Source organism: Pseudomonas sp. Pc102, from assembly GCF_018408275.1.
Classification (GTDB): Bacteria; Pseudomonadota; Gammaproteobacteria; order Pseudomonadales; family Pseudomonadaceae; genus Metapseudomonas; species Metapseudomonas tohonis.
This window is the reverse complement of sequence record NZ_AP021905.1, coordinates 549,520-565,917: the sequence shown is the minus strand read 5'-3', so window position 1 is coordinate 565,917 and position 16,398 is coordinate 549,520. Positions and strand designations below refer to the sequence as shown.

The following is a 16,398-nucleotide window of genomic DNA, read 5'->3' as shown; positions in this document are numbered from 1 at the left end:
TGAGCCCGGGAGAACCGGCATCCGGCAGACGTTCAAAAAAATTTCGCGGTGCCCCTATCACTTTTCCATCCTGATCCGGCAACAGGTCATTGAGACTTATTTCCTAACAGGAGCCGTTCGCAATGACCTTCGCCTTCCGCCCCGGTTTCCGCCCCGGCCTGCTCGCCGCCGCGATCCTCCTGGGCAGCCTGTCCGCCCAGGCCAGCGCCGACACCCAGCAGTACAAGCTGCCCGCCGCGCCCCTGGCCAGCACCCTCAGCCGCATCGCCAGCGAAGCGGGCATCGTCCTGAGCATCGACCCGAGCCTGACAGCCGGCAAGACAGCACAACCGGTGCAGGGCGAGTATTCGCCGGTCGCCGCGCTCGCTGCCGCCCTCAACGGCAGCGGCCTGCAACTGGTCAGGAGCCCGGCGGGCACCTTCAGCCTGGAGCCCGTGGCTGCAACGGGCATGGCCCTGCCGGCAACCAACATCGATGCCGCCAGCGTCGGCGAAAGCGCCTGGGGCGGCGCCACCGGCTACCTGGCCCAGCGCACCGCCGCCGGCACCAAGACCGACACCGCCCTGGCCGAGACCCCGCGCTCGATCTCCGTGGCCACCCGCGAGCAGATGCAGGACCGCAGCGTCCACAGCCTCGACGACGCGGTGAAGTACATGCCGGGCATCGTCTCCAGCAGCTTCGGCAGCGACACCCGCTACGACTGGATGCGCGTACGCGGCTTCGAGCCGACCCACTTCCTCGACGGCCTGCCGCTGCCCCGTGGCGTGTACGCCAACCCGAAGCCGGAAACCTGGAACCTGGACCGCCTGGCCCTGCTGCGTGGCCCGGCCTCCTCCGTGTACGGCCAGACCCCACCCGGCGGCCTGCTGGACATGGTCAGCCGTCGCCCGAGCGCCGAGACCCGCCATGAGATCGAGGTGCAGTACGGCAGCGACAACCATCGCCAGATCAACTTCGCCAGCACCGGCCAGATCGATGACCAGGGCCAGTTCCTCTACGGCCTGAGCGGTGTGGTGCGCGACAGCGGCACGCAGATCGACCACGTCGACAACAAGCGCTACAACCTCGCCCCCAGCCTGACCTGGAATATCGACCCCGACACCACGCTGACCCTGCTCTCGCAGTTCACCCGCGACGATACCGGCACCACCAGCCAGTTCCGGCCGATCCAGGGCACCAAGATCGACATGCCGTTCGGCAAGATCTCCCACCACAAGAACCTGGGCGATCCGGACTACGACTTCTACGACCGCACCTACTACGCGCTGGGCTACGCCTTCGAGCATCGCTTCAACGACGTCTGGCAGTTCCGCCAGAACCTGCGCTACACCAAGTCCGAGCTGTCGTTCCAGACCGTGACCGTCAACAGCTACATCCCGTCGCTCGCCGGTTTCGGCTATGTGGTCGACGCCAATGGCAACGTCGGTCGCAACAGCACCAACACCGATGAGGACATCAGCCAGTTCGCGGTGGACAACAATTTCCAGGCCGACTTCGCCACCGGCGGCATCGATCACACCCTGCTGCTCGGCCTTGATCACCAGCGCATCGAGACCGACTACATGTCGGTCTTCGGCACCGCCTTCAACGGCTACGCCCCGCCGGACATCAACGTCAACAACCCCGTATATGGCCAGCCGATCGTCCGTCCGCCGCGCTCCCTGGCGTTCTACGACTACAACCAGAAGACCATCCAGACCGGCCTCTACGTCCAGGACCAGATGGCCCTCGACCAATGGCGCCTGACCCTCGGCGGTCGCGAGGACTGGGTGCACACCGGCACCACCTTCCTCAACCAGGGCGACGCCACCAACACCGAGCGCGACAAGGCCTTCAGCGGCAACGCCGCCCTCAGCTACGTGTTCGACTCCGGCTTCACGCCTTACCTGTCGTACGCCGAGTCCTTCCAGCCCACCAGCAACGCCACCGCCTCGCCGACCGACTCGTTCAAGCCCACCGAAGGCAAGCAGTGGGAACTGGGTGTGAAGTACCAGCCGCCCGGCAGCGACATCCTGCTGAGCGCCGCCGTCTACGACCTGACGCAGCAGAACGTCTCGGTCACCAACCGCATCAACGGCACGCCGGTCACCAGCCAGGACGGCGAAGTGAAGGTCAAGGGCCTGGAGCTGGAAGCCGTGGGCAACGTCACCGACAGCCTGAAGCTGATCGCCTCCTACACCCAGGCGAAATCCGAAGTGCAGGACGGCGAGTACAAGGGCAAGCGCCTGCAACTGATGCCCAACCGCCAGGCCTCGCTGTGGGCCGACTACACCTGGCACAGCGGCGTGTTCGACGGCTTCGGGATCGCCGCCGGCGCCCGCTACACCGGCAACACCTTCGGCGACCAGGCCAACAGCGAGCTCGGCTTCGCCAAGTCCTACACCGTGTTCGATGCCGCCGTGCACTACGACCTCGGGCGCCTGGACAGCAGCCTGAACGGCGCGTCGCTGGCGCTCAACGCCACCAACCTGCTGGACAAGGACTACCTCTCCACCTGCGACGGCTACTACTGCTACTACGGTGACGAGCGCAGCGTCGTCGCCAGGGCCACCTACCGGTGGTGACCCCTTCTCCGCAAACCACGCACCACCGAGGCCGCCCGCTGGGTGGCCTCGGGCTTCCGGACGGATCATGAAAACCACCACCCTCCGCCGCTGGTCCTTCGTCCACACCTGGACCAGCCTGATCTCGACGGCCTTCCTGCTGCTCCTGGCGCTGACCGGCCTGCCGCTGATCTTCCACCACGAGATCGACCACCTGCTGGGCGACGCCCCGGTGCTGCGCGAGATGCCGGCGGATGCGCCGCGCCTCGACCTGCAGCAGCTGGTGCAGGCCGCCGAGGCCCACCGCTCCGGCGAGGTGGTGCAGTACCTGGGCTGGGAGGACGACGAGCCCAACGGCGTGGTGGCCATCACCGCTGCCACCGCCGGCACCGAGCCCAACGCCTCCCACACCTTCATGCTCGACGCCCGCAGCGGCGAGCCGGTGGCCATGCCTTCGGCCAACGGCGGCTTCATGATGACCCTGCTGCGCCTGCACGTGGACCTGTTCGCCGGGCTGCCGGGCAAGCTGCTGCTGGCCTTCATGGGCCTGCTGTTCGTGGTGGCGATCGTCTCCGGCGTGGTGCTCTACGCGCCCTTCATGCGTCGCCTGGAGTTCGGCACCGTGCGCCGCGACCGTTCCTCCCGTACCCGCTGGCTGGACCTGCACAACCTGATCGGCATCGTCACCCTCACCTGGGCCCTGGTGGTGGGCGTCACCGGGGTGATCAGCGCCTGCGCCGACCTGGTGATCGCCGCCTGGCGCAACGAGAGCCTGGCCGCCATGGTCGAGCCCTACCGCGACGCCCCGCCACTCACCGACCGCGCCCCGGCCACGCGCCTGCTGGAGATCGCCGCGAAGGCGACGCCGGGCATGGCGGCGGACTTCATCGCCTTCCCCGGCACGCGCTTCTCCAGCGAGCACCACTACTCGGTGTTCATGAAAGGCAGCAGCCACCTCACCTCGCACCTGTGGACGCCGGTGCTGATCGACGCGCGCACCCTGGAGGTGACGGCCGTCGGCGAGCGCCCCTGGTACATGGACGCCCTGGCCATGTCCCAGCCGCTGCACTTCGGCGACTACGGCGGCCGGCCCATGCAACTGCTGTGGGCGACCCTGGACGTGCTGACCATCATCGTGCTCGGCAGCGGGCTCTACCTGTGGTGGGTGCGCCGCCGCGTCCCGGCGCGCCGGCGGGAGACCACGGCATGAACCTGATGCGCATCTTCGCCGTGCCCGCGCTGCTGGCCGCGCTGACCGCCACCGGCCTGGTGGGCGCCCTGCTCGGCGACGGCATCTGGGATGCCCTGGCCTGGGTCGGCCTGGGCATCCCCGCCATCCTCGGCATCCGCCCCTTGCTGCTGCGGCGCTGAGCCACCGGGGAAATTCGCGGCGAACCCTTGGAGCGTGACGGCGTCCATACGTCTGTGTCCCAGATCTGGAGGTCACCATGCTCCGCATCGCCGTAGCGGCCCTGTTCGCCGCCCTGCTCAGCACGACAGCGCTCGCCGCCGAGGTGAAGTACTTCCCCCTGCCGCCGGGCAGCGGCCCGCGCGACGTGGCGCCGGCCACCGATGGCCGTGTCTGGTACACCGCGCAGAAGCTCGGCCTGCTCGGGCTGCTCGATCCCATGACCGGGCAGAGCCTGCAGGTCGCCCTCGGCGCCGGCTCCAGCCCGCGCGGCGTGGTGGTCGGCCAGGACGGCGCGGCCTGGGTCACCGACGCCGGGCTCAATGCCCTGGTGAAGGTCGACCCGGACCGTCTCGCCACCAAGCACTACCCGCTGCCGGGCAACGCCGCCAACGCCGGCCTCAACAGCGCCACCTTCGATCGGGCCGGGATGCTCTGGTTCACCGGGCAGAACGGCTTCTACGGACGCCTGGACCCGAAGAACGGCGACATCAAGGTCTGGCCCGCCCCCGGTGGCGCCGGGCCCTACGGCATCACCACCACGCCCAATGGCGAGATCTGGTACGCCAGCCTCGACGGCAAGCACATCGCCCGCATCGACGCCGCCTCCGGGCACGCCGAGGTGATCGCCTCGCCCGAGGCGCAGCAGGGCCCGCAACGCATCTGGAGCGATTCGAAGGGCACCCTCTGGGTCAGCGAAAGCGGCAGTGGCAAGCTCAGCCGCTACGACCCCCTGGCCAATGCCTGGAACAGCTGGGCCCTGCCCGGCGACAAGGCCGATGCCCACGCCATGTTCGTCGACGAGCAGGACCGCATCTGGATCAGCGACTTCGCCAGCAATGCCATCCTCCGCTTCAACCCCTTCAGCCAGCGCTTCACGGCCTTCCCCAGCGACCAGGCCAACGCCCGGGTGCTGCAGCTCTCCGGGCGCATCGGCGAAGTCTGGGGCGCGGAATCGGGCCTCGACCGGCTGGTGATGATCAGGGATTGAGCAGCCCACGAACCAACCTGTAGGGGCGAATTCATTCGCCAAGCGGCACGCAGTGCCGCCGTAGGATGGGTAGAGCACCGCGAAACACATGCTGGGGTCCTAGCACCACAGGCATCTCCGTGCCGGGCATCGATGGGTTTCGCTTCGCTCTACGCCATCCTACGGGTCTTCCCGATTAGAACCGGTAGCTCGCGCTGGTCATCAGGGTGCGCGGGTCGCCGGGCATGATCTGCACGGCGCTGGTGGCGGTGGCGTAGTAGGTCTTGTCGGCGATGTTGGTCAGCGCGGCCTTGAGGTCCCACTGCTCCAGGCGGTAGCCGAGCATGGCGTCCCAGCGGCCGTAGCCCGGTAGCGCGACGGTGTTGGCGTTGTCGGCATAGCGGTCGCCGACCAGGGTCAGGCCGGTTTCGCCATACAGGCCCTGCTCCGGCTTCCAGCTGAGGAACAGGCTGCCGTTGCGTTCGGCCACATCGCCGATGCGCTTGCCTTCCAGGCCGTTGTTGTCCTTGACGATCTCCGCGTCCTGCAGGCCGATGCCGCCGCGCAGGTACCAGTGGCTGTAGAGGCGGCCGCTGGCGGTCAGCTCGATGCCGCGTGAGCGCTGCAGGCCGGAGAGGATGAAGTTGCCCGGGTTCAGCGGGTCGGAGGTGCGGCGGTTGTACAGCTCGATCTCGTAGACGGCCAGGGTGGTGCTGAGGCTGTCTTCCAGCCAGTCGCTCTTCACGCCCACTTCGTACTGGCGGGTGTGTTCAGGGCCGGTGTCGTTGGTGTTGGTGGTCGCGCCGGCGGTGACGCCGATCAGGCCGCCGCCGACCGGGGAGTAGGTCTTGCTGTAGGAGGCGTAGAAGGAGTGGTCGAGCAGGGGCGTCCAGACCACGCCGACGCGCGGGCTGAAGCTGTCGTCCACCTGCTGCTCGCTGCGGCGGGTGAGGCGGTTCTGCGAGTCCACGTCGAAGTGGTCGTAGCGCAGGCCGAACAGCACCTGCCACTGCTCGTTCAGGGTCACCTGGTCCTGGATGTACAGGGCGCGGCTGTCGATGCGGTGCTGGGCGTCGCTGCTGGCGACCATGCGCCCGGTCTGCTGGCGGGTGGTGTCGGGGTTGAAGATGTCCAGCGAGGGCGCGGCGTTCGCGGCGCCGGTGGCGTTGGTGTAGAGCTTCGGGTCGCGGTGCTGGTTGCCCAGCTCCAGGCCGGTGAGCAGGCGGTGCTCGAGGCCCGCAGTGTGGAACAGCCCCTCCAGCTCCAGGTTGCTGAAGATGTTGCGGGTGGTCAGGTCCTGCTGCCAGCGGGCGCGGCCCACGGTACGGGCGGCGGCGTTGACGCTGGTGACGTAGGTGTTGTCGAAGTCGCTGTCGAGCTTGAACACGCCCAGGGTCTGGCGCAGTTGCCAGTCGGCGTTGATGTCGTAGGTCAGGCGCGAGCGCAGGGACTGTGCCTTGTCGTCGATGTAGTCGCGCTGCAGGTCGCTGTAGACGGCGTCGCGGCCGACGTCCGCCGGGTGCCCATTGAGCCCGGGGATGCCGCGATCCGGGGTGCGGCGGTGGCGGCTGTATTCGTATTGCACCAGCCAGTTGAGGTCGGGGCTGAGCTGCCAGCTCATGGATGGCGCGAACAGCTGGCGGCTGGAGTCGACGCCCTTGCGGAAGCTGTTGGCGTCCTGCTCGCCCATGTTCAGGCGCAGGGAGATGTTCTCGCTGGGGTCGGTGCTGAGGTCGGCATAGAGGCTGCGGAAGTCCTGGCTGCCCAGCTGCGCTTCCAGGGTGGAGGCCAGCCCGGCCTGGGGCTGCTTGCTGATGCGGTTGACCAGGCCACCCTGGCTGCCACGGCCGTAGAGCACCGCCGCGGGGCCCTTGAGCACCTCGATGCGCTCGATGTTGTGCAGGTCGCGGGTGTACTGGCTGTCGTCGCGGATGCCGTCGAGGTAGAAGTCGTTGCTGGCGTCGAAGCCGCGGATGCGCAGGCCGTCGAATCGGGTGTCACTGGCGTCGCTGACGTTGGGCAGGCCGGCGAGGGCCTGGGCGATGTTGCGGGTGCCGTAGCTGAGCACATCCTCGGTGCGCACCGTGTCGATCGCCTGGGGCACGTAGCGCACCGGGGTGGCGGTGCGCGTGGCGGTGGAGACCTCTTTCACCCTCGAGTCCTGGCTGCGCTTGCCGTCGACTTCGATGGCGGGCAGCTCGGTGGCGGCCATGGCCAGCGGCGACAGCAGCAGGGAGGCCAGGCTCAGGGCCAGGGGTGAAAGGGCAGGCAGTTTGGCAGGGGTCGACATGGGGCAGGTCCGCATCCTGGTGGAGAGTAAAAGAATCGATTGCGGATGATATTTATTTTCATTTGATCTTTATAGTCATTTGCATCTAAATATTTACAAGACGCTGACATTCCCTCGTCCTCTCTCCTCCTCCTGTTCCCTCGCACCGCTCCAGGCCGCGCCGTCCCTGGCATGCGTCCTTCATCGGGCCTGGCGCCGCGCTTGCCCGGTGGGCTCCTGGCGGCCCGGCCAGGGCTCGAAACCGATCACCACGCCCTGCCTTTCCGCCCGGTAGCCGGGAAACAGTTCGGCGATCCGGGCCGCCAGGCGTCGGCTGGCGGCACGCTCTTCATGCAGTTCACCGCGCATCACGGCTGTCCTCCTCTTCGTCACGGCGCCGGTACCACAGGCGGAAGAACCCGGCCGCCAGCAACAGGGCGCCCTGGGAGAGCGCCACGCACAGCTGCAGGAAGGAGTTCACCGAGGGGTTGTTGCGCGGGTCGATGACGCCGGTCAGCGCATGCCAGAAGGACTCGGGCAGCACCATCAGCGCCAGGTTGGCCACCGGCTTGCCGGTGATCAGCCAGAGGTCGATGAAGCCGAAATTGCCGGCGAACATCAGGCCGCCGAGTATCAGTACCGAGACCACCAGGCCAAGGGCGAAGCAGGCTGTGAATTGCACCATTGCACGCATCGTTTCTTCCTCCTGAAGGGCGCGGCGGTGGCCGCGCCCGGGGTTATCAGCCCTGGACCTGGGCGGGTTTGACGGCACCGACGCCGTACCAGTCGAGCTTGCGGGTCAGCACCATCACGCAGGCCAGCAGGCCGAACACCAGCAGCGAGCCCATCAGCAGCGCGTAGTCCTCGGCGCTGAGCAGGCCGTAGAGCATCCCGTAGAGCGCCGCCAGCCCGGCGGTGAAGCCTGCGCCACGCGCCCAGCTGTGCAGCACGTGGCTGACGTAGAAGCCCACCAGCAGCACGCAGGCCGCTGCGGAAAGCGAGTAGGCCAGGGCGAACTCCAGGTGCTCGGACAGCGACAGCAGCAGCAGGTAGAAGAACGCCAGGGCCAGGCCCACCAGGGCGTACTGCACCGGGTGCACCGCCAGGCGCTTGAGTACTTCCACGAGGAAGAAGCCGGCGAAGGTCAGGCAAATGAACAGCAGGGCGTACTTGATGGCGCGGTCGGTCTTCAGGTACTGGTCCACGGGGTCGACGAAGCTGACGCCGAACACCTTGCTGTTGAAGGCCTCGCACCGCTCGGCGTAGGCACAGTTGGCCAGGGCCGCTTCCATGTCGGTGGCGAAGAAGCTGGTTTGCCAGCGGGCGCTGAAGCCGTCGTCACGCACCTCGCGCTCGGCGGGCAGGAACTCGCCGACGAAGCTCGGATGCGGCCAGCCGGACTTCAGCTCCACCTGGCTGTCGCGCCCCACCGGGGTGATGCTCAGCGACTCGGTGCCCTGCAGCTTGAGGTCGAAGCCGAAGTCGAGGTTCTGCACTTCGCCCGCCTGCAGGTTCGGCAGCGGCACATGCACGCCGCCGGGCAGGACCGGGTCGCCGCTGCCGGGCTGGAAGTCGAAGCTGCGGCCGTTGAGCTCCAGCTTCAGCGCATTGCTGATGCCACGGATGTCGCTGATGCCCACCGCCAGGAAGGGCGCCTCGAAGCGGTAGTCGGCCAGCCCTTCCCCGATGCCGTAGTTGGCCGGCAGCAGGAACTGCCCGGTGATGCGGCTATCGCTCTTGTACAACCGCGCCTGGTAGATGCCCCGGGCACGCAGCTCGGTGTCCACCTCGCCAGCCAGGCGCAGGCGCTCCGGCAGGAAGAACAGGCGACTGCGTTCCTCTTTCTCGTCGAGGTAACGCTGGCCGGTCTTCTCGTTGGTCTTCCACTCACGGATCACGCGGCGGTAAGGCACCACCAGGATCGGCCCCGTCACCTGCTGGCTGTAGCTGGAGCTCTGGGCGATGTTCTCCAGCACGCCGTTGCGCGCCTGCTGACGCTCGTCGATCAGGCCGTCGATCATCAGCAGCGGAATCAGCAGCAACAGGATCAGCAGGGCGATGGCACCCAGCTTGAAACCCAGGGTACGGGTCATCTCGGACTCTCCTCATGTGTTCTCGATGGGGAAAGTCTGGGGAATGCCCGAGGCGGGGTTATGGGGAGAATGTGGAGTTTGTGTGGGGATTGGGTGGAGAGGGGGGATCGCTCATGCGGGGATCGCAGGATGGGTAGAGCGAAGCGAAACCCATCAGCGGAGTCGGGCGTTGCCCCATGGGTTTCGCTTCATTCGCAGAACGCCGCCCGGCCCACCCTACGAGGTGCCCGATAATGCGTAATGCGCTAGACGGAACACCGCCCGGTGGATGGGTGAAGCGTCATCCACCCTACGGCCCACATTCGCGAATGAATTCGCTCCCACAAGGGGCCGGCGCCCACATCAACCGATCAGCACGACCCGCGGATGTAGTCCTCCAGGTGGTGGATCAGGCTTTCCTGCTCGGCGGTGATGTCGCGTACCAGGTCGCGGATGGACAGCAGCCCGATCACCTTGCCGTCGTCCAGCACAGGCAGGTGGCGCAGGTTCTTCTCGGTCATCAGCTGCATGCAGAACTGGTTGCTGTCCTTCGGGCCGACCACGAAGAGGTTGGAGGTCATGATCTCCTGCACTTCGGTGCCGTAGGAGGAACGGTCCTTGGCGGCCACGCGGCGCACGTAGTCGCGCTCGGTGACGATCCCCACCAGCTCGTCACGCTCCATCACCAGCACCGCGCCGATGCCTTTCTCGGCCATCAGCTCGGCCGCCTCCAGCACGGTGGTGGTGGGGTCGACCCGGTAGATGGTCGTATGGGGCTTGCCCCGCAGTATTTCGGCGACGCTCTTCATTGGCTGCTCCCGGTTTCTCGTTGTTATGTGCACCGCGTTCCATGCACGGCGACGATTTGAGAATAGTCAATTGTGGGCACCCGCAAGAAGCGGCAGAATCGCCGCCAGTCGGGCCTCCCGGCCCTTTGGAAAAGGACGTTCCCATGCTCCCCCGCAAGACCCTCTTTGCCCTCACCGCCCTCTCGCTGCTCATGCTCGGCGGTTGCTCCAGCAAGAGCTATGTCACGCCCAGCCATGGCGTTCCCCTGGCCGGCATCGACGACGCCGATATCGAAGAGCTGTTCAGCAAGAAACCTGCCAGCCCCTTCCCGGCGCAGTTGAGCATCGTCCGTGTCACGAGTACCTATCGGGACGGGTTCGAGGTGGTGCAAACCCGCGACATCGAGTCCGACGCCGATCTGGCGCGCATCGCCGAACAGCCGCTGATCAGCCAGACCGCGCCCCTGAGCCGCCTGCTGGTTCCCAGCGACATGAAGAGCCTGAAGGACCTGCGCCTGCCCGCCGCGCGCATGCGTTCGGACCTGCTGCTGGTCTACACCGTGGACACCACCTTCTATGTCGACAGCACCCCGCTGGGTCCGCTGACCGCCGTTTCGCTGGGCTTCCTGCCCAACCACCAGGCGCATGTCACCGCCACCGTCGCCGGCATCCTGGTGGATGTGCGCAGCGGCTACATCTACGGCTCCACCGAGGCCACCGCCCAGGAAGAACAGCGCTCCAGCACCTGGTCCACCGAAGACGCGGTGACCGAGTCGAAGAGCCGCGCCGAGAAGGCCGCGTTCGCCCGCTTCAGCGAAGGCTTCCCGGCGTTCTGGAAGGGTGTGACCGCGAAGTACGCCAAGAGCGCACCGGCCACGGCGGAGTGATTCCTCCGCACTGAGGTGGATCACGCGGAGTCGCCCCGGCGAAGCGCCTGGAGGGCTCCGCCGGTGGATGGAGGAACGCCATCCACCCCGCATCCCGCCGCACACCGTGCCGAAACGGGTGCACCACAAGGGTGCCTGAGCGAAGTCAGGCCGCCGGCAGGCGCAGCCGCACTTCCACGCCGCCGTCGAGGTTGCAGACCTGCAGGCTGCCGCCGTGCAGCTGCGCCACTTCCTGGACGAAGTTGAGCCCCAGGCCGGTGCTCTTGCGACCGCTGCCGGGACGCGGCAGGGAATAGAAGCGCTCGGTGAGGCGCGGCAGGGCATAGTCGGGAATGGCCTCCCCCTGGTTGTACAGGCGCAGGTCCAGCTCATGGCCGTCGCGGCTCGCGGCGATGCGGATCAGGCCGCCCGCCGGGGTGAAGTCCAGGGCGTTGTCCAGCAGGTTGGCCAGCGCCTGGCGCAGCAGGAAGCGTTCGCCCGATGCCTCAAGACCGATGTTCACCGCATTCTCGATGCGCAGCCCGGCGGCCTCGATGCGTGCCGCCTGGGCCTGCAGCAGGTCTTCCACCAGGGGCGCCAGCGGCACCGGCACGCGCTCCTCCAGGCCCTGGCGCTGCTCGACCTGGGCCAGGTACAGCAGGCGTTCGATCAGTTGCTGCAGGCGCGCGCTCTCGCCGCTGATATTGGCCACGAAGCGCTGGCGCTGCGCCGGGGGCATCTCGCCCTCCAGCAGTTCCGCCGCGCCGCGGATGGCCGCCAGGGGGCTCTTCAGCTCGTGGGTCAGGGTGTGCACGTAGCGCTCGACATAGGCCTTGCCCTCCAGCTCGGTGCGCATGCGTTCGACGGCCCGGGCCAGTTGTGCCAGCTCGCCGCCGCGCAGGGTGGGCAGCTCGGCGCGCTGGCCCTCGCTGACGGCCTGGGCGTAGCGGGTGAGGCGGCGCAGGGAGCCGCTGAGCCACCAGGACAGCAGCCCGCCGATCAGCAGGCCGAGGACGATGAGCCCGGCACCGAGCCAGGCCAGGCGCATCTGCGAGCGGTAGATGTAGGGCTGCAGCGAGCGGTTGGGCTTGGCCACCGAGACCACGCCTATGATCTGGCCGTTGTCGCGGATCGGCGCCGCCACGTACATCACCGAGGAGTCCGGGTCGCTCGGGTCCTCGCGCGTGGAGCGGGCGCCGTACTGGCCCCGCAGGGTCAGCAGCACGTCGTTCCAGCCGGAATAGTCCTGGCCCACGGCCAGGCCGCTGGAATCCAGCAGCACGCGGCCTTTGGCGTCGGTGACGTAGATGCGGTGGTTCACCTCGGTCTTGCGCACGCCCCAGATCTCGGCGCCGGGCTGGCGCTTGCCATAGGCCTTGAGCAGCTCGGGCAGGTTGCTCTGGCCCAGGGTGCCGTCGCGCACCGGGTCGCGGAGGATCTCGGCCAGCAGGTTGGCGGTGTCCACCAGGGTCTCTTCGGTGGACTGGCGCACGCCGGGGCGGATCTCGTCCATCACCGTGCTCAGCACGAAGTAGCCGGCCAGGCCGACGAAGAGGAAGTACACCAGGAAGATGCGGACGCCGAGCGGCATGGCGGGGCTCCGGTCAGGCGCTGGGGTCGTAGCTGTAGCCGAGGCCGCGATGGGTCTGGATCGGCTCGGCCTCGGCGTTCACCTGGCGCAGTTTGGCGCGCAGGCTCTTGATGTGGCTGTCGATGCTGCGCTCGTAGCCGGCATCGCTGGCCACGCCCACCGAATCCAGCAGCTGCTCGCGGCTGAACACCCGCTCGGGCTGCGCCAGGAGCGTCTGCAGCAGGCGGAACTCGTGGCGGGTAAGGCTCAGGAGCTGGCCCAGGTAGTGGATGCGGAAGCGCTCGACGTCGACCACGAAGGGGCCTTCGGCAGCCGCCGCGACCGGGCCGGGCGCGGCCTCGCGCGGGGCGGTGCGCTTGAGGATGGCGCGCACCCGGGCGGCCACCTCACGCGGGCTGAAGGGCTTGACCACGTAGTCGTCGGCGCCGATCTCCAGGCCGACCACGCGGTCGATCTCGGCGTCGCGGGCGGTGAGGAAGATCACCGGCACCTCGGAGAAACGCCGCAGGCGCTTGCAGGCTTCGAAGCCGCTGATGTCGGGCAGGCCGACATCGAGGATGACCAGGTCGAAGGGCTCGCGCGCCAGCAGCTCCAGGGCCTCGCCGGCCAGGCTCGACCAGGTGACGCCGAAACCGTCGGCCTGCAGGGCATAGACCAGGGTATCGGCGATGGCCGCTTCGTCTTCGACAATCAGGATGTTGGGCATGGCGTCCGTGCAGGCGGGGAAATAGCCGGCACGGTGCCGCAGGCCTCGGGCGGCGTCAATCCCGCCGAGGCCGTCACCTCAGCCGGCGCGGCTCAGCACTGGGGCTTGCCGGCGGTGAACTTGCGCCCCGGGTAGATCGCGGCGCGGAACTCGCGCAGGGCCTTGGCGCCGATCAGCAGCGGGTAGTTGAAGCTGCTGCGGTCGGTGAGGTTGACCTCGACGGTGCGCTTGGTGTCGCCCAGGCACATCTCCATCTCGATCACCGGGCGCTTGGTCGGGTCGGCCTTCTCGCCTTCGTCGTCCTCTTCGTCGCCGGCTTCCTCGGCGCGCGTCTTGATCTTGCTGATGCGCGCCAGGCGGTGCTCGTAGAGGGTGTCGTCGGCGTCCTTGGTGGCCAGGCGGAAGCGCACCCAGTCCTCGCCGTCGCGCTCGAAGCGCTCGATGTCCTTGGCCGACAGCGAGGCGGTCAGGGCACCGGTGTCCATCTTGGCCTTGAGGGTCTGGCCGATCTCCGGCAGGCGGATGTATTCGTAGCGGCCATAGAGCTCGGGGTCCTCGGCGGCGAAGGCCGGCAGGGCGACCAGGGTCAGCAGGGCTAGGAAGCGTTTCAACGGGTTGTCCTCGAATCAGGGTGCAGGGAGTAGGACTGGATGGCCGCCCATTCGTTCGCGTCACTTCGCCTTGGCGGGCGGCAGGCGCTCGCCGCCCCAGAGGGCGTCGAGATTGCGGAAGCCCCAGTCTTCCGGGGCTTCGCGGCCGATGATACGGTCGCGGCCGTCGAGGGCCGAAAGGTCGATGATCTCCTGGGGGATCGGCACCTTGGAGCGCGCGGAGAAGAACACCTTGACCCGGGGCAGCAACAGTGAGCGGGCGTTCTGGTCGATCACCACGCCGAGGCGGCCGCTCTCCAGGCGCACCAGGGAGCCTGTGGGGTAGATGCCGACGGTCTTGACGAATGCCTGGAACACCTGGGGGTCGAAGTGCCCCTTGGTCCACTCGGCCATCTTGTGCAAGGCCTCGGCCGGGGCCCAACCCTTCTTGTAGGGGCGGTCGGAGGTGATGGCGTCGTACACGTCGCACACCGCCCCCATGCGCGCCAGCAGGCTGATCTGCTCGCCGCCCAGGCGATGGGGGTAGCCGCTGCCGTCGAACTTCTCGTGGTGGTGCAGGCAGACATCCAGAACCAGCGCACTGACCTGGCGGCTGTCGATGAGCATGCGCGCGCCGGCTTCGGGGTGGTAGCGCACCGTGGCGAACTCGGCGTCGGTGAGGGCGCCGGGTTTGTTCAGCAGGTCCAGCGGCACGGCCATCTTGCCGATGTCGTGGAGCAGGCCGGCCAGGCCCGCCTCGCGTACCAGGGCTTCGCTGAGCTGCAGCTGGCGCGCCAGGGCGATCATCAACGCGCAGACGGCGACCGAGTGCATGTAGGTGTATTCGTCGGAGCGCTTCAGCCGCGCCAGGCTGATCAACGCGTTGGGGTGACGCAGCACCGAGGTGGTGATGGACTCCACCAGTTCGGCGGCGTGGCCCAGTTCGATGGCGTGGCCGAGGCGGGCGTCCTTGAACATCTCCATCACCGCCTCGCGGGAGCGGGCGCAGAGCTGCACCGCGCGGGACAGCTCCTCTTCCATGGTCGCCGGGCTCACCACCACAGGTGGCGCCTTGGCGGCCTCCAGCAGGCGCGCCTGGGCTTCCTGCTGCACCTGTTCGGCGGTGCTCCCGCCATTGGCGGAGCCCGCGTCGCTGTCCAGGCCCCTGGACGTGTCTATCCACACCTCGGTGACGGCGCTGTCGAGGATGCGGGCGAGGTCCTTTTCGGATTTCAGCAGGAAGCTGCTCTTCCAGAAGGGGTGGTCCATCCATGAACCGCATAATTCCTGGACGTACATGCCCAGGCGCAGGTCGGACACAGCGATCTTCTTGAGCACGATGACCACTCGATGGAAATACGCGAATGCGGCCCCATCATGCCTGATGGCCAGCTGCCAGGACAGCCACCCGAACGGGACTTTCGCACCCCGTCACGTCTTGGCAAGCGAAGCCCGCTGCGTATCATGGCAACGCCACCCACAGGCCAAGGAGCCGAGGACCTATGCGGGCGCTGCTGACCGGTATCACCACCATCCTGCTCATCCTGATCAACACCCTGGTGCTGATCGGCCCCATGCTGCTGATCGCCCTGCTGAAGCTCGTGCTGCCGGGCCAGGCGCTCAAGGACGCCTGTTCCCGCGCGGTGATGTGGATCGCCGAGACCTGGGCCGAGAACGACAAGCGCATCTTCGCCCTGCTCACCCCCACCGCCTGGGACATCCGTGGCGGCGACGGCCTGCGCGGCGACACCTCCTACCTGGTGGTCTCCAACCACCAGTCCTGGGTGGACATCCCCGCGCTGGTGCAGGCCTTCAACCGCAAGACGCCCTACTTCAAGTTCTTCCTCAAGAAGGAGCTGATCTGGGTGCCCTTCATCGGCCTCGCCTTCTGGGCGCTGGACTACCCCTTCATGAAGCGCTACTCCAAGGCCTTCCTCGACAAGCATCCGGAGATGAAGGGCAAGGACCTGGAGATCACCAAGGCCGCCTGCGAGAAGTTCAAGCGCCTGCCGGTGACCGTGGTGAACTACCTCGAGGGCACGCGCTTCACCCCGGCCAAGCAGGCCCAGCAATCCTCGCCCTATCGCCACCTGCTCAAGCCCAAGGCCGGCGGCGTCGCCTTCGTGCTCGCCGCCCTGGGCGAGCAGCTCGATGCCATGCTCGACGTCACCCTGATCTACCCCGGCAAGGAGGTGCCCGGCTTCTGGGCCCTGGTGTCCGGCCAGGTGCCCCGGGTCATCGTCGACATCCAGACCCGCGACATCGATCCCTCGCTGTGGCAGGGCGACTACGAGAACGACCCGCAATTTCGCCAGCACATCCAGGACTGGGTGACCCGCCTCTGGGCCGAGAAGGACGCGCGCATCGAACAGCTGCGCGGTGAACTGCAGGGCTGAACCGGCCACCGCCGCCCTCCCTCGGCATTTTCCGACGAAACGGCACAGCCCCCTTGAGCACTGGCTCAGGGGGCGGCGCAGCCGCGCGCGAGACGGCCATGGGATTGGCCGCGAAGGGGCCGACCGTGTTTATATTGAACGCTCGATCAATTTAAAAGGAACCTCGACGCCCTCTTCCGTTTCTCATCAGGCGCGTGCC

Annotated in this window: 15 protein-coding genes; 6 read left to right on the top strand and 9 right to left on the bottom strand. The window is 67.5% G+C overall.

The window, feature by feature from the left end; genetic code table 11:
• Positions 1-122 precede the first annotated feature (122 nt).
• The 4 genes from PHLH3_RS02650 (at position 123) to PHLH3_RS02635 (ending at position 4,942) form a co-directional block, all read left to right on the top strand.
• The gene (locus PHLH3_RS02650; RefSeq protein WP_213628101.1) at positions 123-2,564 is read left to right on the top strand and encodes a TonB-dependent siderophore receptor; all 2,442 of its coding nucleotides are present in this window, start codon (positions 123-125) and stop codon (positions 2,562-2,564) included.
• A gap of 67 nt (positions 2,565-2,631) precedes the next feature.
• The gene (locus PHLH3_RS02645) at positions 2,632-3,753 is read left to right on the top strand and encodes a PepSY-associated TM helix domain-containing protein (RefSeq protein WP_213628099.1); all 1,122 of its coding nucleotides are present in this window, start codon (positions 2,632-2,634) and stop codon (positions 3,751-3,753) included.
• Positions 3,750-3,914 (top strand): hypothetical protein, encoded by a 165-nt coding sequence (locus PHLH3_RS02640; RefSeq protein ID WP_213628097.1) that lies wholly within the window; start codon positions 3,750-3,752, stop codon positions 3,912-3,914. The genes PHLH3_RS02645 and PHLH3_RS02640 overlap by 4 nt, the downstream gene beginning before the upstream one ends.
• 77 nt (positions 3,915-3,991) lie before the next feature.
• Complete coding sequence (locus tag PHLH3_RS02635) at positions 3,992-4,942, top strand: lyase (protein WP_213628095.1); 951 nt, start codon at positions 3,992-3,994, stop codon at positions 4,940-4,942.
• A gap of 175 nt (positions 4,943-5,117) precedes the next feature.
• Here PHLH3_RS02635 and PHLH3_RS02630 read toward each other — a convergent pair whose 3' ends face one another.
• The 5 genes from PHLH3_RS02630 to PHLH3_RS02610 form a co-directional block, all read right to left on the bottom strand.
• Positions 5,118-7,193 (bottom strand): TonB-dependent siderophore receptor, encoded by a 2,076-nt coding sequence (locus PHLH3_RS02630; protein WP_213630389.1) that lies wholly within the window; start codon positions 7,191-7,193, stop codon positions 5,118-5,120.
• A gap of 198 nt (positions 7,194-7,391) precedes the next feature.
• Positions 7,392-7,559, bottom strand: a complete 168-nt coding sequence (locus tag PHLH3_RS02625) for a hypothetical protein (protein WP_173177495.1) — start codon at positions 7,557-7,559, stop codon at positions 7,392-7,394.
• Positions 7,549-7,875, bottom strand: coding sequence for a hypothetical protein (locus tag PHLH3_RS02620; RefSeq protein WP_244862973.1), 327 nt, complete (start codon positions 7,873-7,875; stop codon positions 7,549-7,551). Before PHLH3_RS02620 ends, PHLH3_RS02625 begins: the two co-directional genes overlap by 11 nt.
• Before the next feature lie 55 nt (positions 7,876-7,930).
• The gene (gene creD, locus PHLH3_RS02615) at positions 7,931-9,283 is read right to left on the bottom strand and encodes a cell envelope integrity protein CreD (protein WP_213628091.1); all 1,353 of its coding nucleotides are present in this window, start codon (positions 9,281-9,283) and stop codon (positions 7,931-7,933) included.
• Positions 9,284-9,633: 350 nt separating this feature from the next.
• Positions 9,634-10,071, bottom strand: coding sequence for a CBS domain-containing protein (locus PHLH3_RS02610; RefSeq protein WP_021217056.1), 438 nt, complete (start codon positions 10,069-10,071; stop codon positions 9,634-9,636).
• Positions 10,072-10,214: 143 nt separating this feature from the next.
• On the opposite strand from PHLH3_RS02610, the gene PHLH3_RS02605 reads away from it, so the two are divergent.
• The gene (locus PHLH3_RS02605) at positions 10,215-10,937 is read left to right on the top strand and encodes a hypothetical protein (RefSeq protein WP_213628082.1); all 723 of its coding nucleotides are present in this window, start codon (positions 10,215-10,217) and stop codon (positions 10,935-10,937) included.
• A 145-nt stretch (positions 10,938-11,082) separates the two neighbouring features.
• On the opposite strand, the gene creC is transcribed toward PHLH3_RS02605, so the two are convergent.
• From creC to PHLH3_RS02585, 4 genes are all read right to left on the bottom strand, one after another.
• A complete protein-coding gene (gene creC / locus PHLH3_RS02600; protein WP_213628080.1) occupies positions 11,083-12,507 on the bottom strand; it encodes a two-component system sensor histidine kinase CreC in 1,425 nt (474 codons plus the stop codon).
• A 13-nt stretch (positions 12,508-12,520) separates the two neighbouring features.
• Positions 12,521-13,213 carry a two-component system response regulator CreB gene (creB, locus tag PHLH3_RS02595; RefSeq protein ID WP_213628078.1) on the bottom strand — a complete coding sequence of 231 codons (693 nt, stop codon included), beginning with the start codon at positions 13,211-13,213 and terminating at the stop codon, positions 12,521-12,523.
• Positions 13,214-13,305: 92 nt separating this feature from the next.
• Positions 13,306-13,824: an ATP-dependent zinc protease gene (locus tag PHLH3_RS02590; RefSeq protein WP_213628076.1), complete on the bottom strand. Its 519-nt coding sequence runs from the start codon at positions 13,822-13,824 to the stop codon at positions 13,306-13,308.
• A 60-nt stretch (positions 13,825-13,884) separates the two neighbouring features.
• Positions 13,885-15,141 carry an HD-GYP domain-containing protein gene (locus tag PHLH3_RS02585; protein ID WP_213628075.1) on the bottom strand — a complete coding sequence of 419 codons (1,257 nt, stop codon included), beginning with the start codon at positions 15,139-15,141 and terminating at the stop codon, positions 13,885-13,887.
• A gap of 164 nt (positions 15,142-15,305) precedes the next feature.
• On the opposite strand from PHLH3_RS02585, the gene PHLH3_RS02580 reads away from it, so the two are divergent.
• A complete protein-coding gene (locus tag PHLH3_RS02580; protein WP_173177479.1) occupies positions 15,306-16,199 on the top strand; it encodes an acyltransferase in 894 nt (297 codons plus the stop codon).
• The last annotated feature ends 199 nt before the right edge of the window (positions 16,200-16,398 follow it).

Excerpts from the sequence above, each read along its gene's own strand:
- PHLH3_RS02650 (WP_213628101.1), top strand. The coding sequence starts at position 123 with ATGACCTTCGCCTTCCGCCCCGGTTTCCGCCCCGGCCTGCTCGCCGCC.
- PHLH3_RS02645 (WP_213628099.1), top strand. The coding sequence starts at position 2,632 with ATGAAAACCACCACCCTCCGCCGCTGGTCCTTCGTCCACACCTGGACC.
- PHLH3_RS02640 (WP_213628097.1), top strand. The coding sequence starts at position 3,750 with ATGAACCTGATGCGCATCTTCGCCGTGCCCGCGCTGCTGGCCGCGCTG.
- PHLH3_RS02635 (WP_213628095.1), top strand. The coding sequence starts at position 3,992 with ATGCTCCGCATCGCCGTAGCGGCCCTGTTCGCCGCCCTGCTCAGCACG.
- PHLH3_RS02625 (WP_173177495.1), bottom strand. The coding sequence starts at position 7,559 with ATGCGCGGTGAACTGCATGAAGAGCGTGCCGCCAGCCGACGCCTGGCG.
- PHLH3_RS02620 (WP_244862973.1), bottom strand. The coding sequence starts at position 7,875 with ATGGTGCAATTCACAGCCTGCTTCGCCCTTGGCCTGGTGGTCTCGGTA.
- creD (WP_213628091.1), bottom strand. The coding sequence starts at position 9,283 with ATGACCCGTACCCTGGGTTTCAAGCTGGGTGCCATCGCCCTGCTGATC.
- PHLH3_RS02610 (WP_021217056.1), bottom strand. The coding sequence starts at position 10,071 with ATGAAGAGCGTCGCCGAAATACTGCGGGGCAAGCCCCATACGACCATC.
- PHLH3_RS02605 (WP_213628082.1), top strand. The coding sequence starts at position 10,215 with ATGCTCCCCCGCAAGACCCTCTTTGCCCTCACCGCCCTCTCGCTGCTC.
- creC (WP_213628080.1), bottom strand. The coding sequence starts at position 12,507 with ATGCCGCTCGGCGTCCGCATCTTCCTGGTGTACTTCCTCTTCGTCGGC.
- creB (WP_213628078.1), bottom strand. The coding sequence starts at position 13,213 with ATGCCCAACATCCTGATTGTCGAAGACGAAGCGGCCATCGCCGATACC.
- PHLH3_RS02580 (WP_173177479.1), top strand. The coding sequence starts at position 15,306 with ATGCGGGCGCTGCTGACCGGTATCACCACCATCCTGCTCATCCTGATC.